Genomic DNA, 21284 nt, shown 5'->3' on the forward strand with positions numbered 1-21284 from the left:
CACCGGCCAGTAGTAGGGTTGATTGTCTGTCTTTCACGGAGGAAGGTCTGATTTGACCAGCACATCGCGCGCTGACCTGGAACGCGAGATCGCCATGGAGCAGGTTCACGTCAACCGGGTCTACGACAATCTGTCCACCGCGACGGCGAGCGCCAAGAACCTGGCCCAGCAGGGCCGCGAGATCTTCGTCTCCGACCGCACCGACTTCCTCAGGGAGGAGGACGGCACCGCGCTGTTCGAGCGTGACGCGTTCGCCTACCAGGCAGCCAAGCGCCTGGCCATCCTCGACGCGGAGCACGAGGGGCTGGTCTTCGGCCGCATCGACCTGACCACGGAGGAGATCCGCTACATCGGCCGCATCGGCGTGCGCGACGACGACTACGAGCCGCTGGTCATCGACTGGCGCGCCCCCGCGGCCGAGCCGTTCTACCGGGCGACGCCGGCTGCGCCGATGGGGGTGATCCGGCGCAGGGTGCTGCGGTGCCGCGACGACAAGGTCGTCGGCCTCGAGGACGACCTGCTGGACTCGTCCGTGGAGACCGACCTGCCGATCTTCGGAGAGGGCGCCCTGATGGCGTCGCTCACCCGGGCGCGCGGCCGCACGATGCGAGACATCGTGGCGACCATCCAGGCGGAGCAGGACGAGGCGATCCGCGCCCCGTACCAGGGGGTGACCGTGATCGCCGGCGGCCCCGGTACCGGCAAGACGGTCGTGGCCCTGCACCGCGCCGCCTACCTCCTCTACACGAACCGGGCCAGGCTCGAGAAGGGCGGCGTGCTCGTCGTCGGCCCGTCCGGCGTGTTCATGAACTACATCGAACGCGTGCTGCCCAGCCTGGGCGAGGACTCGGTGACGCTGAAGGCCATCGGCTCGGTGGCCTCCGACGTCCTGGGCATCGGCACCGAGCGCGTCGACAAGGCCGCCGCCGCGACCATCAAGGGCTCGCTGGCGATGCAGAAGGTGCTGAAGAACCTGGTGCGCACGCCGCTGCCCGGCCACGACGTGGACTCCGTGCGCGTCACGGTCAAGGGCGAGGTGCTGGGGCTGGGCGCGAAGGAGCTTGCGCGCATCCGCGAGCAGGTCCTGTCGTCGGTCAGGCTCAACAGGGGCCGCCGGATGGCCACGGACCTCGTGGCCAACGCGCTCATCCGCAAGTTCCCGGCCGACGTGGAGATCGAGCAGCACGAACTGGAGGAACAGGTGCGCGAGCACCCGAGCCTGCTGGCGTTCCTCCCCCGTTGGTGGCCCTCGCTGAGCGCCACCCGCGTGCTCGCACGGCTGGCGGACCCCGCCGTCGTGGACCGGGTCGCCCCGGAACTCAGCGCGGAGCAGCGGGCGGCGCTGGTGTCCTCCTACGAATGGCTGCAGGGGGTCGACGAGGGTGACGAGATCGTCCGCGGCTGGTCCGTGGCCGACATCGCCCTGCTCGACGAGCTCATCCACATCCTCGGCATGCCACCGGAGGAGAAGGACCAGGAATTGGACGTGTTCCTCGAGGGCGGCGACGTCGCCGAGGTGCTGACGACGGCAGACCTCCTGCGCCACGAGAAGCACACGGACCCCGACGAGGACCCGCACGCCACCTATGCGCACATCCTCGTCGACGAGGGCCAGGACGTGACGCCCATGCAGTGGCGGATGCTGCGCAGGCGCGGCCCGCAGTCGTCGTGGACGATCGTCGGCGACCCCGCGCAGAGCTCCTATCCCAACCAGGAGGAGACCACACGGGCCCTCAACGAGGTCATCGGCCGCGCACCCCACCGCACGTTCACCCTGTCCACGAACTACCGGTCCCCGAGCGAGGTCTTCGAGTTCGCGGCCAAGGTCATCACCAAGGTCTATCCCGGCGCTGACCTGCCGAAGGCCGTGCGCTCCACCGGGATCGAACCCCGCGTCGAGGCGACGACCACCGACGGCCTGCACGGGGCCCTCCGCGAGCACCTGCTGACGATCGCAGCGAGGGTCAACGGCACCATCGGCGTCATCGTGCCGCCATCACGGCTGCGCGACGTGCAGCTGTACGTCTTCCAGGACGAGCGGCTGGCGGCGTTCGAGGACCGCATCATCGTCGTCACGGCGCTGCAGGCCAAGGGCCTGGAGTACGACGGCGTACTGGTGGTCTCGCCCGACGAGATCATCGAGCAGGCACCCGGCGGGGTGCGCGTGCTCTACGTGGCCCTGACCCGCGCAACGCAGAAGATGATCACGCTCGACGTCGACACGTCGCAGTGGAGGGAACTGCTGAAGTAGCCGCCGGCCCGGCCCCCGTCACCCGGGAGGGCCGGCGGTTGATTCGCGGACGACCAGGTCCACGGGCACCACGGTGCGGGGCGGGGCCACGAAGCCGGTCCCCCGCTTGCGGATCTGCTCGAGCATCGTGTCGACGAGCATGCTCCCGATCGTGGCGAAGGGGTGCTTGATCGTGGTGAGCGGCGGGTACACGTAGGCGCCCAGGTCCAACCCGTCGAAGCCGACGACCGACACGTCCTCGGGGACCCGGCGCCCGTTCTCGTGCAGCCCGCGCATGAAGCCGATCGCCATCTCGTCGTTGGCGGCGTAGACGGCCGTCACGGAGGGGTCTGCCGCCGCCCTGACGCCGAACGCGTACCCGCACCCCGGGGTCCAGTCCCCGATCCAGGGTTCCGGCACCTCACAACCCGCCAGTTCGAGCGTGCGACTCCACCCCGCGCTGCGGATGAGCGCGGGCTCGGAGTCCAGCGGCCCCGCGAGATGGTGCACGGTGCGGTGGCCCAGCGACAACAAGTGTTCGACCGCCATGCGGCTGCCGCCCGTCTGGTCGGCGGTGACGGCCGGGTAGTGCCCGATCAGCCTCGAATCGGAGACCACCACGGGCAGCCCGGCCGGCAGCGTGAGGGTGTCCGGGGTCGCCATCTCGGCGCGGATGATCACGAGCCCGTCGATGGCCTGATGCGAGATGCGGTGCGCCGCGGTCTCCCAATGGTCCTTGTCCGGGGTCTGGATCGAGATGAGGTTGACGGAGTAGCCATGAGCCTCTGCCGCGTCGATGACGGAGGCCGCGATCAGCGCCTCACCGGTACGGGCGTAGCGATGCGCCATCAGTCCGATGGCGCCGAACTTCCCCAGGCGCAGGGCTCGCGCGGCGTGGTTGGGGCTGTACCCCACCTGCCGCATGGCCTCGAGCACCTTGTCGCGGGTCTCCGGGCGCACCGGGTCCACTCCGGTCGAGACCCTGGACACGGTCTGTGCCGAGACGCCGGCCAGTTTCGCCACGTCCCTGATCGACGGGCCCGTCTTGCGCCGGCCGCGAGCCTGAGGAGTACGCATGGCCCTGACCGTACACCCAATGTTCACGTAACCCCAGCGTTTCGCTCGGACTCGCTGACGGACGCGGCAAGCGCGCCCAACCGTTACCAAAGCGTTATGAACACAGCGGTGACACGACCAGGGCGTCCTGCTACGTTTACGTAAACATTCGGGTGTCCCTCACAGCTGTGGGTCGCCCAACGGGACAAAGCCGACCCGTGAATCGGTCCATCCACAACCGAAGGAACACACATGACCACGTGGAAGAAGCTTGCCGCCGCAGCACTTGCACTGCCCCTGCTCACCGTCGCCGCCTGCGGGGGCGGCGGTGACCCCCAGAACGCCGGAAGCGATGGCGCCGGCGACGGCAAGCTCACGGTCTGGGCGTGGGACCCGGCGTTCAACATCTACGCGATGGAGGAAGCCGCGAAGATCTACCAGAAGGACAACCCCGACGTCGAGATCGAGGTCATCGAGACCCCCTGGGACGACCTGCAGGCCAAGCTCACGACGCTCGCGCAGTCGCAGGAGTTCGAGGAGCTCCCGGACATCTTCCTGATGCAGAACAACGCGTTCCAGAAGAACGTGATCAACTACCCCGACCTGGTCGCCCCGCTGACCGACGCAGGGATCGACTTCAGCCAGTTCCCCGAGGGCGTCGTGGCGTACTCGACCGTCGACGGCGAGAACTACGGCGTCCCATTCGACAACGGCACCGCGATCATGGCGCTGCGCACCGACGTGCTCGAGGAGGCCGGCTACACCGTCGACGACTTCACCGACATCACGTGGAGCGAGTTCATGACCAAGGGCGAGGACGTCCTCGCCAAGACCGGCAAGCCGCTGCAGTCCGGCATGGCCGGCCAGGTCGACACCATCATGATGATGCTCCAGTCCGCAGGGGCCAGCCTGTTCGACGAGGAGGGCAACCCCACGATCGCTGGCAACGACGCGCTGCTCAAGTCCATCGACACCTACAAGCAGCTCGTGGAGAAGGGCGTCTACGTCGAGGTCAACTCGTGGGACGAGTTCATCAGCACCTTCGTCAACGGCTCCGTCGCCGGCGTGGCGCAGGGCGTGTGGATCATGGGCTCCATCCAGACCGCGGAGGACCAGTCCGGCAAGTGGGGCGTGACCAACCTGCCCAGCCTCGACGACGTGGACGGCGCCACGAACTACTCGGCCAACGGCGGCTCGTCGTGGGCGATCAGCTCCACCGCCGACAAGGAGTTGGCAGCGGACTTCCTCGCGAAGACCTTCGCCGGCTCCACCGAGCTCTACGACACGATCCTCCCCTCGTCGGGCGCGCTGGCCAACTGGCTGCCCGCCGGCGACTCCGACGTCTACGCCGAGCCGCTGGAGTTCTTCGGCGGTGAGCCCGTGTTCTCCAAGGTGGTGGAGTTCTCCAAGGAGGTGCCCACGAACAACACCGGCGCCTACTACTACGAGGGCCGCGACGCCGTCAGCGCCGCCGTCACGAAGATCCTCAGCGGCACGGATCCCGCAACAGCGCTCGAGGAGGCCCAGGCCAACGTCGAGTTCGCAATGAACTGATCCGAGTCGACGCGGCGGGGTGGGGCCGGGGCGTCCCGGCCCCACCCCGCCGGAAGGGGAACTGAACCATGAATCAACGAACACTGGTGGCGGTCAGGAAGCCTGTCGCCACGGCTGTACCAGAACCCGCCGACCGCCGTCGGGGGTTCGGGCTCGAGCAGCGCCGCAACCTCACCGGGTGGCTCTTCCTCATCCCGGCCGCGCTGCTGATCCTCTGGATGAACTTCTACCCGATGTTCCGGGCGTTCCTCCTGTCCCTGCAGACCGGCCGCGGCAGCCGCCTCGACTACGCAGAGCCGCTCTACTACAACTACCAACGCCTGCTGGGCGACGAGATCTTCAAGATGACGGTGACCAACACCCTCATCTACCTGGTGATCCAGGTCCCGATCATGCTGGTCCTGGCGCTGATCCTCGCCAACATCCTCAACGATCCCAACCTCCGATTCAAGGGCCTCTGGCGCACCGCGATCTTCCTGCCCTGCGCCGTCTCCCTCGTCAGCTACTCGCTGGTGTTCCGGACCATGTTCGCCACCGACGGCATGATCAACAACATCCTCATGGACTGGCACCTCATCGGGGCCCCGATCAACTGGCTCGGTGAGACCGGCACGGCCAGGTTCGTGATCATCCTGGGCCTCGTGTGGCGCTGGACCGGCTACAACATGGTCTTCTACCTCGCGGCCCTCCAGAACATCGACCACTCGTCGATCGAGGCGGCAAAGATCGACGGCGCCGGCCCCATCAGGACGTTCTGGTACGTGACGGTCCCCCAGCTCAAGCCGATGATCCTGCTCACCGCCATCATGTCCACCAACGGCACCATCCAGCTCTTCGACGAATCCTGGAACCTCACCCAGGGCGGCCCGGCCTACACCTCGATGACCATGTCGCACTACCTGTTCGAACTGTCGTTCCTCAAGAACCCCAACTTCGGCTACGGCGCCGCCCTGTCCTACGTGATCCTCGTGCTGGTCGCCGTGCTGGCCGCGGTGCAGATGAAGGTGGGTGACAAGCGTGACTAGGTCCCAGCTGAGGAGGCTGCCCTCCTACCTGTTCCTCGCGGTGTCGGCGTTCCTGTCGGTCTTCCCGCTCTACTTCATGGCGGTCTCGGCCACCAACGCCAGTCGCGACGTCCTCGGCGCACGCCTGGTGCCCGGCGGCGAGTTCATGGCCAACCTCGACAAGCTGCTGACGCAACACGACGTGGGCGCCGCGCTGTGGCACTCGGCCGTCATCGCGGTGGGCACCACCGTGCTCGCGCTGGTCATCTGCTCGATCGCCGGCTACGGCTTCGAGGTGTTCCACTCCAAGGGCAAGGACCGCGTGATGGCGCTCCTGCTGCTGGCCATGATGATCCCGTTCGCCGCCACCATGATCCCGCTGTTCAGGATGTTCGCCGACTTCGGCCTCGTGAACTCGTCGATCGCGGTGATCCTGCCGTTCATCGCCACTCCGTTGCTGGTGCTGCTCTTCCGCCAGGCCGCACGGTCGTTCCCGCACGAGATCGTCGAGGCCGCCCGCCTCGACGGCCTGGGCGAGCTCAACATCTTCTTCCGGATCTTCCTGCCGACCATGCGCTCGACGCTGGCCGCGGCCGCGGTCATCACGTTCATGATGTCGTGGAACAACTTCCTCTGGCCCCGGGTGATCCTGGTCAACAACAAGTACCAGACGATCCCGATGCTCATCTCCAACCTCCGAGCCGGCTACGTCACCGACTACGGCGTGCTCATGCTCGCAGTGCTGATCGCCTCGCTTCCCACGATGGTGATCTTCCTCGTCCTCCAGCGGGCCTTCGCCCAGGGAATCACAGGAGCCATCAAGTGACCTTCGACCCCACCCGTCTCGCCGATCCCAGCTTCGTCGCGGAGCACCGGCTCGCGCCCCATTCGAGCCACCGCTGGTTCGCCAGCCGCACGGAAGCCGACGGCGGCACCAGCAGCTTCGAGCAGGACCTCAACGGGACGTGGAAGTTCCACTACGCCAAGAACCCCGCGGCAGCCCCGCAGGGCTTCGAGGCACCCGACTACCCCACCGACGACTGGGACGACATCCCCGTCCCCGCCCACCTCCAACTCCAGGGCTACGACAGGCCCCAGTACGTCAACACGCAGTACCCGTGGGACGGGTCCGAGGACATCTGGCCCGGGGAGATGCCGACCCGCTTCAACCCGGTCGGCAGCTACGTGCGGCACTTCTCACTGGACCGGCCCCTCCTCGACGGGGAGCGGCTGGCGGTGCGGTTCGACGGCGCCGAGTCCGCCGTCGCGGTCTGGCTCAACGGCCACTACGTCGGCTTCGGCACAGACGCGTTCACCCCGTCGGAGTTCGACCTCACCGAACACCTGGTCGAGGGCGAGAACAAGCTCGCGGCCCAGGTGTACAAGTGGACCGGGCAGTCGTGGATCGAGGACCAGGACTTCTTCCGGTTCTCCGGCCTCTTCCGCGACGTCGTGCTCGTGCGCCGGCCCCGGGTGCACGCGGAGGACCTCCAGCTCACCACCGACGTCTCGGACGACCTCGCCTCCGCCGTCGTGCGGCTGGCCGTCCGTTTGGAGGGGGACGGCGAGGTCCGCGCCCACCTCCACGGCGTCGGCGACCTCACCCGGGGCAGCGACGGCGTCCTCGCCGTGACCGTGGACTCCCCGCGCCTGTGGTCCGCCGAGCACCCGCACCTCTACGACCTGGACATCGAGGTGCTGTCGGCCGACGGCGCGCTCACCGAGGTCATCGACCAGCGGGTGGGCATCCGCCGCTTCGGCATCGAGGACGGTGTGCTGCGGATCAACGGCAGCCGCGTCGTGTTCAACGGCGTCAACCGGCACGAGTTCGGGCTCCGGGGCCGCGTGATGACGTTCGAGCAGACCGAGGCCGACATCCAACTGATGAAGGCCGCCAACATCAACGCGGTGCGCACCAGCCACTACCCCAACAACACCTGGTTCTACGACCTGTGCGACGAGTACGGCCTCTACGTCATCGACGAGATGAACCTCGAGTCCCACGGGATGTGGGACGCGGTGCGCCGGGGCCGGGTGTCCGAGGCGGACGCCGTGCCGGGCGACCTGCCCCAGTGGCGCGACACGCTGCTCGCCCGCGCGGCAGGCATGCTGGAGCGCGACAAGAACCACCCGAGCATCGTCATGTGGTCGTGCGGCAACGAGTCCTACGGCGGCACCAACCTGCGCGACGTCGCCGCGTGGTTCCGCTCGCGCGACACGCGACCCGTCCAGTACGAGGGCATCCACTTCGACCCCCGCCACCCGGAGACCACCGACGTGGTCAGCCACATGTACACCTTCGCGGCCGACGTGGAGGAATGGCTGCGCACGCACCGAGACAAGCCCTTCATCCTGTGCGAATACGCCCACGCCATGGGCAACTCCTTCGGCGCCGTGGACCGCTACGTGGACCTCGCCTACCGGGAGCCGCTCTTCCAGGGCGGGTTCATCTGGGACTTCGCCGACCAGGCGATCGCCATGCGGGACCGGCACGGCAGGCCGTTCTTCGGCTACGGAGGCGACAGTCAGGAGGCCCCGCACGACGGCGACTTCAGCGGCAACGGGATCCTATTCGCCGACCACAGCCCCAAGCCGTTGGTGCAGGAGGTCCGCGCGGTGTACCAACTGCTCAGGATCGACGTGCGAGCCGACTCGTTCGAGGTCGAGAACCGCTTCCTGTTCACCGGCACCGGCGAGTTCGAGTGCGTGGTGACGGCAGAGGACGAAGGTGTCGTCCTGGCCGAGGCCACCGTCGCCACCGACGTGGCCCCCGGCGAGACCGGCACGTTCGAACTGCCGTTCGGGGCGGAGCTGGGCCACCGCAGCATCGAGGTCTCGTTCCGCCTCAGGGAGGCCACGGCCTGGGCACCGGCTGGCCACGAGGTGGCCTCAGGGCAGGCCGTCCTCGACCGCCCCCTGCCTGGGCGTCGCCCTGCACCCGCCCCCGAGTTGATCGACGGCATCCACAACGTCGGCGTCCGCGGACCGGGCTTCACTGCGCTGTTCTCCAAGATCCAGGGCGGCCTGGTGTCGTACCGCTACGGGTCGTCCGGCGACGGCGGCCGTGAGCTGCTGCGGGCCGTGCCGAAGCCCAACTTCTGGCACGCCCCCACCTCGAATGAACGCGGCTGGGGAATGCCCGCCCGCGACGGGCAGTGGCTGCTCGCCTCCCGCTACGCCAGCCCCACCGGCGATCCGGTCGTGCGGATGGACGGCGACCACGCCGAGGTCGCCTACACCTATGCCCTGCCCAGCCAGCCGGCCGGCGAGTGTGACGTCGTCTACCGGGTCGACGGCGAGGGCCGCGTCGACGTCAGCCTCACCGTTCGCCCGGGCGACGGGCTCCCCGACATGCCGGAGTTCGGCCTCATGCTCGAGATGGACGCCGACTACGGCGAACTCACGTGGTACGGCGACGGCCCCGAGGAGTGCTACGTCGACCGCCGGGCCGGGGCACGCCTCGGCGTCTACTCGGCCAGGGTCGAGGAGATGCTGACGCCGTACATCCGCCCCCAGGAGGCGGGCAGTCGCACCGGCGTGCGGTGGGCGACGGTCACCGACGCCCAGGGCGCGGGCCTGCGCTTCGAGTGTGACGGGGCGATGGAGTTCTCGGCCCTACCGTGGACGCCGTTCGAGGTCGAGAACGCGTTGCACCCCGTCGACCTGCCGCCCATCCAGCGCACGGTGCTGCGCCCGGCGCTCATGCGACGTGGCGTGGGGGGCGACGACACCTGGGGCGCCATGACGCATCCCGAGTACCGCCTGCCGGAGGGCGAGGAGGTGGAGTTCCGCTTCAGCTTCCGCGGGCTGCGTTAGGCCTCGGCCGTGCGCTTCAGCTCGGCGAGGACCTCGCGGGTGGCCTTGCTCCGGTTCTGGGTGAAGAACTGCAGGCCGGGCGCACCCGCGTCGAGCAGCGTGCGGCACAACTCCAGGCAGTGCGCCATGCCGATGCGCCGCACCTCCTCCTTGGAGCCTGCGGCCCGCAGGTCCGCCACGAACGCATCCGGGAGCGGGCGGCCCGACAGGCCGGCGAAGCGCTCGACCTGCGTGATGACGGTCAGCGGCATGATGCCGGGGATGATCGGGATGGTGCAGCCCTTCGCCCGCAGGCGGGCCACCATGTCGATGTAGGGCTGGGCGTCGAAGAACAGCTGCGTGATGGCGAACTCGGCGCCGGCCCGCACCTTCGCGAGCAGGATCTGGTCGTCGAGCTCGGCGTCGTTGGTGGTCTCGTGCGGGTTGGCGAACGCCGCCACCCCCACGCAGAAGTCGCCCTGCTCCTTGATGAAGCGCACGAGTTCCGTGGCATTGGCCAAGCCATCCTCGTGCTGGACCCACTCGCCCCCGCCGGGCATGTCGCCCCGGATGGCCAGGATGTTGGTGACGCCCACCTCGCGGTAGGCGGCCAGCGCCTCGGCGATCTCCGCCTTCGACTGGTCGACGCACGTCAGGTGGCCCACCGTCAGTGGTCCGTTGTCGGTGGCGATGCGGCGGGTGGCGTGGATGGTGCGGTCCCGGCGCGAGCCGGTGGCGCCGTACGTCACCGAGACGAAGTCGGGTTCCAGCGGTGCCAGCGCATCGACGGCGCGCCACAGGATGGGCTCCTCCTCCTCGGACCGGGGAGGGTAGAACTCGAACGAGAAGAGGGGACCCTGGGCGGTGGAGAGGAGTTCCCCCACCGTCCGGGGACGTGAGATCGTCGATGGCATGGCTCCACCATACGGAACGCCGGCGGAGCTCGACTAAGCTGCCCACGTGAGCACGCGATTCGATCCTGCCTCCCCGTTGAGCGCCCCGCTGCTGTCCGCCATCGGCGAAACGATCACTCGGTTCCTCGACGACCAGGAAACGCTGCTCGCCACCATCGGCTCGTCGGACCTGCTCCCCGTCGCCCGCGCGGGCACGGCCGGCGGCAAGCGGCTGCGCCCCGCCTACTGCTACTGGGGCTACGTCGCCGCAGCCGGCCAGCCGACCGACGCGCAGCCCCTCCTCGACGTCGCCAGCTCCCTCGACCTGCTGCACGTCTCCGCCCTGGTGCACGACGACCTCATCGACGACGCCGACACCCGCCGCGGCATGCCGTCGGCCCACAAGCAGTTCGAGGCGCTGCACGCCGGCAGGGGCGGCCGCGGGTCCGCCGCCGAGTTCGGCACGTCGTCGGCCATCCTGCTCGGCGACCTCCTGCTCATGTGGAGCATCGAACTGGCAGACCGCTCGGGGGCGCCGGGCCTCGACCAGGCGCGCCCCCTCCTGAGCGTCATGCGCGCCGAGGTCACCGCCGGCCAGTTCCTCGACGTGAGCGCGCAGTACGGCGTCACCGGGGCGTCGTCGGTCGCCGACGAGCTCGATGCCGCCCAGCGCATCCTCGAGTACAAGTCCGGCCGCTACTCCATCCGCCGCCCCGTCCAGGTCGGCGCCGCGCTGGCTGGCGCCGACGACGACCTCCAGGCCGCACTGGCCGAGTTCGGCTCGGTGATCGGGCGGGCCTTCCAACTGCGCGACGACGTGCTCGGCGTCTACGGCCGCCCCGAGGTCACCGGCAAGCCCTACGGCGGCGACATCCACGAGGGCAAGCGCACCGTCCTCGTGCTCACTGCCCTGACCAACGCCTCGCCCGCCGAGGCCCGCGAACTCGACGACCTGCTCGGGGCACCGGGCCTCACCGACGGCGACGTCGACCGCGCGGCCGAGATCATCGAGTCGACCGGTGCCCGCGCACACGTCGACCGGATCATCGACGACGGCATGCGCCAGGCCATCGCGGTGCTGGATTCCGCCCCCATGACGTCCGATGGCCGCACCGCTCTGGCACAGCTGGCCGAGCGGAGCGTCAACCGTGCCCACTGAGCTCTCCGGGCTCACCTCCACCCAGGTCGCGCAACGCGTCGCCGCAGGGCAGGTCAACACCCTGCCGGCGCGCTCGGGGCGCAGCACGTGGGACATCGTGCGCGCCAACGTCTTCACACGCGTCAACGGCATCCTGTTCGTCCTGTTCTGCCTGGTCGTGCTCACCGGGAACCTGCTCCAGGGCGCGTTCGGCCTACTGATCATCGCCAACTCCGTCGTCGGCATCGTCCAGGAGCTGCGGGCCAAGAGGACCCTCGACAACCTCGCCGTGGTCGGCGAGGCCCACCCCGTCGTCGTGCGCGACGGCGTGCGCACCCGCATCACGCGCGACGAGGTGGTCCTGGGCGACCTCATCGCCGTCGCTCCGGGCGAACAGATCGTCGTCGACGGGTCGGTGGTGGCCGCCGACTACCTGGAGCTGGACGAGTCGCTGCTCACGGGCGAGGCCGACCCCGTGCCCAAGAGGGCCGGCGACGCGGTGCTCTCGGGCGCCCACGTCATTGCGGGCAGCGGGCTGTACGTGGCGGAGAAAGTCGGAGCCGACGCCTACGCCGCGCAGCTGACGGCCCAGGCCGCCAAGTTCACGCTGGTCTCCTCGGAGCTGCGGCAGGGCATCAACCGCATCCTGCGCTGGGTGAGCTACCTGTTGGTGCCGGTCGGGGCGCTGGCGATCTTCGTGCAGTTCGACCAACCCGACACCACGTGGCAGGAATCGGTGCTGCGCATGGTCGCCGTGCTCGTGCCCATGGTGCCGGAGGGCCTCGTGCTGCTCACCTCCATGGCGTTCGCCCTGGGGGTCGTCCGGCTGGGAAGGCGTCAGTGCCTGGTCAACGAGCTGCCGGCGATCGAGGGCCTCGCGCGGGTCAGCGTCGTCTGCGCCGACAAGACGGGGACCCTCACGCAGAACGCGATGACGCTGGGCGAGGTCGTCGACCTGACGGACGACCCCGGCCACACGAGGCGCGTGCTGGCACAACTGGTGGCTGCGGACCCGGCGCCGAATGCCTCGATGCAGGCCGTCGCGGCCGCGGTCGAACCCGCCGACGTGCCGTGGCCCGTGGTGGCCCGAGCCCCCTTCACCTCCGCCAGGAAATGGTCGGGCGTCAGCTTCGCCGCCGACGGCGGCCACTGGGTCCTGGGCGCGCCCGACGTGCTGCTCGGCCACACCGAGGTGGGCCGCCGCGCCGAGGAGATCGGCGCCGGCGGCAGGCGCGTCCTGCTCCTCGCCAGGGCCGGGCAGCCCGTCGACGCCCCGGACGCGCCCGGCCCGTTGGAGCCCACCGCGCTGCTGGTCCTCGACCAGCTCATGCGCCCCGATGCGGCCGAGACCTTGGCGTACTTCGACGAACAGGGCGTCGCCCTCAAGGTCATCTCCGGGGACAACGCCGCGTCCGTCGGGGCCGTGACCCGATCGCTGGGGGTCGACCTCGGCGAGGTGATTGACGCCCGCACGCTGCCGTCGCCCGGCGACAAGTTCGACGACACCGTCGAGGCCGTCGGCGTGTTCGGCCGGGTGACGCCCGAGCAGAAGCGGCAGATGGTGGGCGCACTGCAGCACCGGGGCCACGCCGTGGCCATGACGGGTGACGGCGTCAACGACGTGCTGGCCCTCAAGGACGCCGACCTGGGCGTGGCCATGGGCTCCGGTGCCCCAGCCACCCGGGCCGTGGCACAGATCGTGCTGCTGGACGACCGGTTCGCCACGCTCCCCCACGTGGTCGCCGAGGGCCGCCGCGTGATCGGCAACGTCGAGCGCGTCGCCAAGCTGTTCCTGACCAAGACCGTCTACGCCATCGCGCTCGCGCTGGTCATCGGCCTGATGGGCCTGCCGAACCCGTTCCTGCCGCTGCAGATGACGGTGGTCGGTTGGTTCACCATCGGCATCCCCGCGTTCCTGCTGAGCCTCGCACCCAACCGGGAACGCGCCAAGCCCGGCTTCGTGTGGCGCACGCTCGCCGTGGCGATCCCCTGCGGGTTGATCGTGGCGGGGGTCACCATCGCCACCTACGTCACGACCCGCGGGTTCGGCGAGGTGGCCGACCTCCACCAGGAACAGGCCTCGACGGCCACGCTGATCGCGCTCATCCTGACGGCCACGTGGGTGCTGGCCGTCGTCGCGCGGCCGTACTACTGGTGGCGCGTGGGCCTGGTGGCCTTCGCGTACGGCTTCTACTTCCTGGTCTTCGCCCTGCCGTGGCCCCGCCACGCGCTGGGCCTGGACGTCACCCACACCACCGAGATCGTGTTCGGCGTCGTCGCGGGGGTGATCGGCATGGGGCTCGTGGAGGCCACGTGGTGGGTCACCAGGATCGTCCGGGGCGAACGAACAGACGTCTGGGCTCAGCCGAAGGCCGCGGCCCCATAGGCGGCGGCCCCCGGGTCCGCGTCCCATCCCGACCTCAGCGCGCTGGCGATGGCCTGCGACTCGCGGAACGGGTCTTCGGCCGCGAACACCGCCGTCGACACCACCGCCCGGCGGGCACCGGCGGCGAGCACGGCGTCGATGTTCGACGACGAGATCCCGCCGGCGGCGAACCAGACCGGCCCGGCGGGAAGCGCCGTCGGCGGGTACTGCGCGGCCATCTCGCCGATGACCTCCGCGACCCGCCCGTCGGTGACGGCCGGCCCCACGAACGCGAAGTTCCACGGGTCGCCGTCGATCTTGTCGGCCTCGTCGGCCCCGTCGATGGGCCTGCCGAGCAGCGCGAACTCGTGCGGCCTCCTGACGCCGAACGGCCGCCAGCCGGGGCGCTTGAGGAACACCATGTCGGCGCCGCTGGCTTCTGCGACGTCCAACGAGTCGGCAGCGACCACCGTCTGGAGCCCGAACAGGCGGTTGCGTGCCACGCGCAGGCCCTCGGCCGCCTCCTCGACGGAACGCTCCCCCTTGGCGAGGACCAGGATGTCGGCGCCGTGCGCGGCGAAGTCTGCGGCCTCCGGCCCGGAATGCTCGGGCGGCACGACCAGGGCGAGGCGCGCGAGGCGGAGTCTGGTGGTGAGGGACAACGGTGCGGTCATTTCCGCAATCTACTTCGTGACGGGCCCAGTCGGGGACGGAAGCGGCGACCCGACCCGCGCGCCGTTAGGGAGCCTCCCGCTGTGCGGCCTACAATCAGAGACGCAAACGGGCCCACGGCCTCTTCCCCGACCGTGCATGGAGTGGCATGAACAGCACTTTCGACCCGTTGGTCGGCCAAGTGCTCGACGGTCGCTACGAAATCGTGGCGAAGGTCGCCCGCGGTGGCATGGCCACGGTGTATCGCGCGCGTGACAAGCGCCTGTCGCGTGTCGTCGCCGTCAAGGTGATGCGCAGCGACCTCGGTGAGGACGACGAGTTCGCCGCCAAGTTCGATCGCGAGGCGCGCTCGGCGGCCGTGCTGTCGCACCCCAGCGTGGTCTCGATCTTCGACCAGGGCTCGTCGCAGGGCAAGCCGTACATCGTGATGGAGTTCATCGAGGGCGAGACGCTGCGCCGCGTGATCAGCCGCGACGCCCCCCTGCCGCCCGACCGCGCCCTCGAGCTGTTCGAGCAGGTCGCTGCCGCGCTGGCCGCCGCGCACGAGGCGGGCGTGGTCCACCGCGACATCAAGCCCGAGAACGTCATGCTCACCCGCCGGGGCCAGGTGAAGGTGGCGGACTTCGGCCTCGCCCGCCAGGTGGGTTCCCCACAGATGACCGCCACCGGCATCCTCGTCGGCACCGCCAGCTACCTCCCGCCGGAACTGGTCACCCATGCGCGCCCCGACGGGCGCAGCGACGTCTACTCGGCCGGGGTCGTGCTGTTCGAGCTGCTCACCGGCAAGAAACCGCACACGGGCGAGAACAACTACCAGATCGCCTACCGGCACGTGAACGTCGACATCGAGCGGCCGTCCGAACGGCTTGCGGAGATCGGCCACAGCGCCGACTGGGACATCCCCGACTACCTCGACACGCTCGTCCTCGCCGCCACCAGGCGCGACCCCCGGGCACGCATCCCCGACGGCCGCGAACTGCTCGGCGCCGTGCGTCGGGCGCGCCACGAACTGGCCCGCACGGGCGGCCACGACAACCCGACGCTGGCCGCGGCCCTGCTGCCCGAGAGCCCCGCGGAGGACGAGACCGAGGCGCTGCGCCCCGGCGCGGAACGGCCCCGGCCGGTGTCGGCCGCCTCGCCGCCCACCGAGGTGATCCACCGCGACCAGTGGCAGCCGGCGAGGAGGAAGCCGCGCACCGCGCCGGCACCCACCGCCCAGCCTGTGTCGCCGCGCCCAGCGGCCACCGCGCTACAGCCCCGCAGCCAGCGCACCCCCGTCTTCCCCCACCTGCACATCTCCGACGACCCGGTGCACCGGCGTCGTCGGATCGTCGCGCTGGTGCTGCTCGTCCTGCTGGTCGCAGGCGCAGCGGGCGTCGGTTCGTGGTGGTGGCTCGACGGCCGCTTCACCACGGTGCCCGCCATGAGCACCCTCAACGAGACGGTGGCCCGTGAGGCGGCCTCGGCCAATGCCCTGAAGGTGGTGCGCGCCGAGGCCTACTCCGAGACCGTGCCCGCCGGAGTCGTGATCAGCACGGACCCGGCCGCGGGCGAGCGACTCTTCCGCGGCGCCGAGGTCACCGTCGTCCTGTCCAAGGGGCCGGAGCGCTACCCCATGCCCACGGTGGCGGGGCTCTCCCTGGATGAGGCGACCACGGCGCTCACCGACGGCAGGCTCGCCGTCGGCAAGGTGACGGAGGCATTCTCCGAGACGGTGGCAGCCGGCGTGGTGTTGAGCGCCTCACAAGAGGAGGGGACGCAGCTCAAACCCGGCACGCCGGTCGACCTCAGCGTGTCGAAGGGCCGAGAGCCCATCCGCGTCCCGGACCATGTCGGCGGGCGGGCGGACAAGGCGGCCAAGGAACTCAAGGAGCTGGGCTTCGAGGTGAAGGTCGAGGAGGAGAACTCCGCAGACATGGAGGCCGGCCGCGTCATCCGTCAGGACCCGCGCGACGGCACCGCCCACCGCGGCGACACCGTCACCATCGTGCGTTCACTCGGCCCGGTCCTGGTCACCGTGCCGGACGTGTGGATGAAGAGCACCGACGAGGCCACCAAGCTCCTCGAGGACCTCGATCTCAAGGTCAAGCTGGAACGCAGCTCCAACTTCCCGATCCCCCTCAACATCGCCAACGGCACGGACCCGGGGGCCGGCGCCGAGATCCCCGTCGGCACCACGGTGACCCTCTTCGTCGCCTGACGCCATCGACTGGCACACTGGTGCCCGGAGGTGGGGGTCCGTGTCGGATTTCGTGGTTGTGCTCGTGGTCGTGTTGGTACTGGCTGCGGTCGGGCTGGGTGTCTGGGGAATGCTGCGGCACCGATACGTGCAGTCGCTCCGGGCCAAGGGGTGGGAGTTCATCACGTCGCCTCCCCTGTCGATCGTGCACGGGCTCAACGTGCCGCCGTTCGGCGTCGGCTTCGACCGGCGGGTCGACGACCAACTGCTCGGGCGCGCCAAGGACGGCACCCCGTTCTCCGCGTTCAAGTACGCGTGCGGCGGGTGGCGCAGCGACGGCTACGTGGTGACCATGCCGTTGCCGAAGTCGTTGCCTCCCGGTGAGGTCGTGCACGGCGGCGACACCCGCATCCCGGCGCTCGGCGAAGCGGTCGAGGCCGGCGCGTTGCGTGCCTCGGCACCCACCAGGGGCTACGCGCAGGAACTACTCGCCGTCGCCGGGGCCCACCTGCACGGCCCCTACCGGGTCTCGGTCGACCACGACAACCTCGTCCTGGTGGACGCGCCGCGGGAGGCGGACCTACTGGAGGGCGCCATCGAACAACTCGCGGCAGTCCGGGCCGCGCTGCTGGCGTCCACCATCACGCAGTACAGCGGGCCACGGCCACCGGAGGGGCTGAGCTTCCACGGCCGCCCGGACTGGGCCTACGTGCCACGCGACGACTCCTACCTGGGCAGCGTCTCGTCCACCGGCGGCGGCTTCGACCACGAGGCGCATGACATCATCGTCTCCCGCAACCACGGCCTGCCGTTCGTGCGGCTGCGGCACACCTGGAAGACGCGCCACACCCGCCGCGACTCCAACGGCAACACCACCACCGAGATCCGCCACCACGAGGAGGTCCTCTGCGAGTTCCGCACCACGTTCCCGTTCGAGGACCTCTCGGTCAACTGGGGGCTGTTCGGACGGTCGCAGAAGTTCGAGTGGGAGGACTTCAACCGGCGCTTCACCGTCCGGGCCGACAACCCGAAGTTCTGCTCCGACGTCATCCACCAGCGTCAGATGGAGTTCCTGATGCACGCCGACGCGCCCAAGTTCCAGATCGCCGCCGGGGTGATCCGGGTGGGCGACGGCGGGGACTGGCTCCCGGCAGACGTCGACCGCACGTCGCAGTTCCTGCACGGGTTCTTCGGGCGGGTGCCGAACTTCGTGTGGCAGGAACTGGGCGCGTGGCCGCGCCCCATCGCCGAACTGGAGCCGCGCTAGGCGCCTGCGCCTAGCCGGCCAGTTCGGCCGCGATGAGTGCCCCTGCCTCCGCGCACTGGGCAGCGGTCACGTCGAGGTGCGTCACCGCCCTCAACGCCGACGGTCCGAGCACGCTGACCAGCACGCCCCGTTCCCGCAGGCGCGCCGCGACGGAGGGGGCGTCCGGGGCGTCGACCAACACGATGTTGGTCACCACCGACTCCTGGTCGACCGTGCCGGGCCGCACGGAGTTGATGGCCTCCGCCAGCGCCCGCGCCGCCAGGTGGTCGTCCGCGATGCGCCCCAGGTTGTGGTCCAGCGCGTGGAGCCCGGCCGCGGCGAGCACGCCTGCCTGCCGCCACCCGGCCCCGAGGCGCTTGCGCTGCACCCGGGCCCGCGCCATCTGCTCCGCGGTACCCACCAGCACGCTGCCCACCGGCGCGCCCAGGCCCTTGGACAGGCAGAGGCTGACGGTGTCGAACAGCGCGCCGTACTCGTCGAATGAGCGGCCCGTCACGGCTGCGGCGTTGGCCAGGCGGGCGCCGTCGAGGTGCGTGGCCACGCCCAACGCGCGAGCCCCCTCGGAGAGCTTGCGCAGCTCGTCGAAGTCCTGGACGGTGCCGCCACCGAAATTGTGGGTGTCCTCCACCTCGAGGCAGGCGGTCTCCACCAGGTAGGGACCGCAGTCCACCGCCACCAGCGCCAGCGCGTCGTCGGCCACGAGCCGGCCGCGCACCGACTGCCACGTCCGCATCGTCACGCCCGCGTTGGCGGCGTGCCCACCCATCTCGGCCCGGGCGATGTGCGCCTGCGCGTCGCAGAGCACCTCCGTGCCGGGCGGGGTGTGCAGCCAGACGCCGAGCTGGTTGGCGAGCGAGCCGGTGGCGCAGAAGAGCGCGTCCTCCTTGCCGAACAGCTCGGCCACCCGCTGCTCGAGCAGCGCGACGGTGGGGTCCTCGCCGTAGACGTCGTCGCCGACCCGCGCCCCGGCCATCGCAGCGAGCATGTCGGCCGACGGCCGGGTCACGGTGTCGCTGCGAAGGTCGGTCACAGGTCCTTGGCCTGGAACCACTGGACCGGGTTCTCGCGGTTCAGCCGGCCGGAGCGCAGCCGACGCGCGACGAGGAACGCCAGTTCCAGGGACTGGTTGCGGTTCAGCCGCGGGTCGCACACCGTCTCGTAGCGGTTGGCCAGGTCGTTCTCGTCGAGGTTGTAGACACCGCCCACGCACTCGGTCACGTCGTCGCCCGTCATCTCGACGTGCAGGCCACCGGGCCAGGTGCCCAGCTGTTCGTGCACGTCGAAGAAGCCGTTGACCTCCTCGGCGACATCGGCGAACGAACGGGTCTTGTAGCCGTTCTTCGCCTCGAACGTGTTGCCGTGCATCGGGTCACAGACCCAAGCCACCTTGCGGCCGCTGGCCTCGACGGCCTCGATGACCGGGGGCAGCACGTCGCGGACCTTGCCGGCGCCCATGCGGGTGATGAACGTCAGGCGGCCGGGGATGTGGTGCGGGTCGAGCTTGTTGGCCAGCGCCAGGGCGTCGTCGACGCTCGTGGACGGGCCCAGCTTGACGCCCAGGGGGTTCTGCACGCGGCTGAAGAGTTCGACGTGCGCGCCGTCGAGCTGACGGGTGCGCTCACCGATCCACAGCATGTGCCCGGAGCAGCCGTAGAGCTCCTGCGAGCGGGAGTCGACGCGGGTCAGGGCGCGCTCGTACTCGAGCAGCAGCGCCTCGTGGCTGGCGTAGAAGTCGACGGTGCTGAGCGAGTCGTCCTCCACGCCGCAGGCCACCATGAAGGCCAGGGCGCGGTCGATCTCGGCGGCCAGCTCCTCGTACTCGGCCTCGACCTGCGAGTCGCGCACGAACTGCGCGTTCCAGCTGTGCACGCCGCGCAGGTCGGCGAAGCCGCCCTTGACGAACGCGCGCACCAGGTTGAGCGTGGCGGCGGAGGCGTTGTAGACGCGCAGCAGGCGCTGCGGGTCGTGCGCCCGGGCGGCCTCCGAGAACTCGAAGCCATTGATGGCGTCGCCGCGGTACGACGGCAGCGTCACGCCGTCGCGGGTCTCGACGCCGTTCGAGCGGGGCTTGGCGTACTGGCCGGCGATGCGCCCCACCTTGACCACCGGCACCTGGGCGGCATAGGTCATGACGACGGCCATGGACAGCTGCACGAGGAGCTTGCCCTTGATCGCGTCGGCGGTCACGCCGCTGAACGTCTCGGCGCAGTCACCGCCCTGCAGCAGGAACGCCCGACCGTCGGCGACGTCGGCCATCTTGAGACGCAGGTCGTCACACTCCCCCGCGAAAACCAGCGGGGGGAGCTTCTCCAGCGTGTCGATGGTCCGATCGAGTGCCTCGGTGTCCGGGTACGACGGCTGCTGGACGTAGGGCAGCGCGCGTAGTTCTTCCCGGGAAATGATGCTCGACATGCGCGTTAGGTTACCCCACGATTCCGATGGTCCCGACCGGCCGACGGGGCGGTGGACGCCGCTCATTCGTTGGGGTCGTGCAGGCCCTTGTCGATGGCGTACAGCGTCAGTTCGACGCGGTTGTGGAGCTGCAGTTTGCGCAGCACGTTCTGGACGTGGTTCTGGACCGTCCGGTGCGAGACGAACAGTTCGTCGGCGATCTCCTTGTACGCCATGCCCTTCGCCACGCGCCGCAGCACCTCGATCTCGCGGCTGGTCAGCACCGGCCCCTCCTCGTTGTGCGAGCGGGCCACGTTGACCATGCGGCGGAACTCGCCGAGCACCAGGCCGGCGAGGCCGGGCGTGAACACGGCGTCGCCCACCGCGGTGCGGCGGACGCCGTCGATCAGTTCGTCCTTCGAGGCCGACTTGACCAGGTAGCCCTTGGCGCCGGCCTTCATGGCGCGCAGCACGTCGTCGCGCTCGCCGGAGGCCGACATGACCAGCACGTGCATGTCGGGGAACTCCTGCAGCAGGATCTCGATGCAGGTGGCCCCGTCGGGCTCGGGGATCTGGAGGTCCATGACGACGACCTCGGGCCGCGCGGCCCGCGCCCTGGCCAGGCACTCCTTGCCGTTCTTCGCGACGGCGACGATCTCGAAGCCCTCCTCGGTGAGGTCCTCACTCAGCGCGTCGATCCACATCGGGTGGTCGTCGACGAGCATGACCCGCTTGCGTTC

The 21284-nt window shown here is 69.8% G+C and carries 15 protein-coding genes and 1 pseudogene; 10 read left to right on the forward strand and 6 right to left on the reverse strand.

From position 1 onward, the window contains the following. Positions 1-52 precede the first annotated feature (52 nt). Positions 53-2251 (forward strand): HelD family protein, encoded by a 2199-nt coding sequence (locus tag ABEA30_RS11790; protein WP_345583056.1) that lies wholly within the window; start codon positions 53-55, stop codon positions 2249-2251. Positions 2252-2269: 18 nt separating this feature from the next. Here ABEA30_RS11790 and ABEA30_RS11795 read toward each other — a convergent pair whose 3' ends face one another. After that, on the reverse strand, positions 2270-3307 hold the full coding sequence (locus tag ABEA30_RS11795) for a LacI family DNA-binding transcriptional regulator (RefSeq protein ID WP_345583058.1): 1038 nt from the start codon (positions 3305-3307) through the stop codon (positions 2270-2272). 231 nt (positions 3308-3538) lie between these two features. On the opposite strand from ABEA30_RS11795, the gene ABEA30_RS11800 reads away from it, so the two are divergent. The 4 genes from ABEA30_RS11800 to lacZ all read left to right on the forward strand — a co-directional run bounded on the left by ABEA30_RS11800 (position 3539) and on the right by lacZ (position 9660). Further along, a complete protein-coding gene (locus ABEA30_RS11800; RefSeq protein ID WP_345583060.1) occupies positions 3539-4840 on the forward strand; it encodes an ABC transporter substrate-binding protein in 1302 nt (433 codons plus the stop codon). 68 nt (positions 4841-4908) lie between these two features. Then, the gene (locus ABEA30_RS11805) at positions 4909-5865 is read left to right on the forward strand and encodes a carbohydrate ABC transporter permease (RefSeq protein ID WP_345583062.1); all 957 of its coding nucleotides are present in this window, start codon (positions 4909-4911) and stop codon (positions 5863-5865) included. Beyond that, positions 5858-6670, forward strand: coding sequence for a carbohydrate ABC transporter permease (locus tag ABEA30_RS11810; RefSeq protein ID WP_345583064.1), 813 nt, complete (start codon positions 5858-5860; stop codon positions 6668-6670). The genes ABEA30_RS11805 and ABEA30_RS11810 overlap by 8 nt, the downstream gene beginning before the upstream one ends. Beyond that, complete coding sequence (gene lacZ / locus ABEA30_RS11815; RefSeq protein WP_345583066.1) at positions 6667-9660, forward strand: beta-galactosidase, LacZ type; 2994 nt, start codon at positions 6667-6669, stop codon at positions 9658-9660. The genes ABEA30_RS11810 and lacZ overlap by 4 nt, the downstream gene beginning before the upstream one ends. On the opposite strand, the gene ABEA30_RS11820 is transcribed toward lacZ, so the two are convergent. After that, on the reverse strand, positions 9657-10553 hold the full coding sequence (locus ABEA30_RS11820; protein ID WP_345583068.1) for a methylenetetrahydrofolate reductase: 897 nt from the start codon (positions 10551-10553) through the stop codon (positions 9657-9659). The genes lacZ and ABEA30_RS11820 overlap by 4 nt on opposite strands. A 46-nt stretch (positions 10554-10599) precedes the next feature. Between ABEA30_RS11820 and ABEA30_RS11825 the strand changes: the two genes are divergently transcribed. Next, positions 10600-11691 (forward strand): polyprenyl synthetase family protein, encoded by a 1092-nt coding sequence (locus ABEA30_RS11825; RefSeq protein WP_345583070.1) that lies wholly within the window; start codon positions 10600-10602, stop codon positions 11689-11691. Next, positions 11681-14056 carry an HAD-IC family P-type ATPase gene (locus ABEA30_RS11830; RefSeq protein ID WP_345583072.1) on the forward strand — a complete coding sequence of 792 codons (2376 nt, stop codon included), beginning with the start codon at positions 11681-11683 and terminating at the stop codon, positions 14054-14056. Before ABEA30_RS11825 ends, ABEA30_RS11830 begins: the two co-directional genes overlap by 11 nt. Here ABEA30_RS11830 and ABEA30_RS11835 read toward each other — a convergent pair. Beyond that, positions 14032-14709 (reverse strand): thiamine phosphate synthase, encoded by a 678-nt coding sequence (locus ABEA30_RS11835; RefSeq protein WP_345583074.1) that lies wholly within the window; start codon positions 14707-14709, stop codon positions 14032-14034. The genes ABEA30_RS11830 and ABEA30_RS11835 overlap by 25 nt on opposite strands. A 146-nt stretch (positions 14710-14855) precedes the next feature. Here ABEA30_RS11835 and pknB point away from each other — a divergent pair. The 3 genes and pseudogenes from pknB to ABEA30_RS11845 form a co-directional block, all read left to right on the forward strand. Next, positions 14856-16685, forward strand: a pseudogene (pknB, locus tag ABEA30_RS11840) (Stk1 family PASTA domain-containing Ser/Thr kinase); the annotation flags it as partial. Between the two features lie 39 nt (positions 16686-16724). Next, positions 16725-16907, forward strand: coding sequence for a PASTA domain-containing protein (locus ABEA30_RS15960; RefSeq protein ID WP_425584637.1), 183 nt, complete (start codon positions 16725-16727; stop codon positions 16905-16907). A 40-nt stretch (positions 16908-16947) separates the two neighbouring features. Beyond that, positions 16948-18153, forward strand: a complete 1206-nt coding sequence (locus ABEA30_RS11845) for a hypothetical protein (protein ID WP_345583078.1) — start codon at positions 16948-16950, stop codon at positions 18151-18153. Positions 18154-18163: 10 nt separating this feature from the next. Here ABEA30_RS11845 and ABEA30_RS11850 read toward each other — a convergent pair whose 3' ends face one another. From ABEA30_RS11850 to ABEA30_RS11860, 3 genes are all read right to left on the reverse strand, one after another. Beyond that, on the reverse strand, positions 18164-19183 hold the full coding sequence (locus ABEA30_RS11850) for a threonine aldolase family protein (protein ID WP_345583080.1): 1020 nt from the start codon (positions 19181-19183) through the stop codon (positions 18164-18166). Continuing rightward, on the reverse strand, positions 19180-20565 hold the full coding sequence (locus tag ABEA30_RS11855) for a class II 3-deoxy-7-phosphoheptulonate synthase (protein WP_345583082.1): 1386 nt from the start codon (positions 20563-20565) through the stop codon (positions 19180-19182). Before ABEA30_RS11855 ends, ABEA30_RS11850 begins: the two co-directional genes overlap by 4 nt. 62 nt (positions 20566-20627) lie before the next feature. Continuing rightward, the gene (locus tag ABEA30_RS11860) at positions 20628-21269 is read right to left on the reverse strand and encodes a response regulator transcription factor (protein WP_345583521.1); all 642 of its coding nucleotides are present in this window, start codon (positions 21267-21269) and stop codon (positions 20628-20630) included. Positions 21270-21284: the final 15 nt, after the last annotated feature.

This window comes from Tessaracoccus lubricantis, assembly GCF_039544535.1.
GTDB classification, from domain to species: domain Bacteria; phylum Actinomycetota; class Actinomycetes; order Propionibacteriales; family Propionibacteriaceae; genus Arachnia; species Arachnia lubricantis.

Coding starts and splice junctions, on each gene's coding strand:
- ABEA30_RS11795 (WP_345583058.1), bottom strand. CDS start 3,307: ATGCGTACTCCTCAGGCTCGCGGCCGGCGCAAGACGGGCCCGTCGATC.
- ABEA30_RS11800 (WP_345583060.1), top strand. CDS start 3,539: ATGACCACGTGGAAGAAGCTTGCCGCCGCAGCACTTGCACTGCCCCTG.
- ABEA30_RS11805 (WP_345583062.1), top strand. CDS start 4,909: ATGAATCAACGAACACTGGTGGCGGTCAGGAAGCCTGTCGCCACGGCT.
- ABEA30_RS11820 (WP_345583068.1), bottom strand. CDS start 10,553: ATGCCATCGACGATCTCACGTCCCCGGACGGTGGGGGAACTCCTCTCC.
- ABEA30_RS11835 (WP_345583074.1), bottom strand. CDS start 14,709: ATGACCGCACCGTTGTCCCTCACCACCAGACTCCGCCTCGCGCGCCTC.
- ABEA30_RS11855 (WP_345583082.1), bottom strand. CDS start 20,565: ATGTCGAGCATCATTTCCCGGGAAGAACTACGCGCGCTGCCCTACGTC.
- ABEA30_RS11860 (WP_345583521.1), bottom strand. CDS start 21,269: ATGCTCGTCGACGACCACCCGATGTGGATCGACGCGCTGAGTGAGGAC.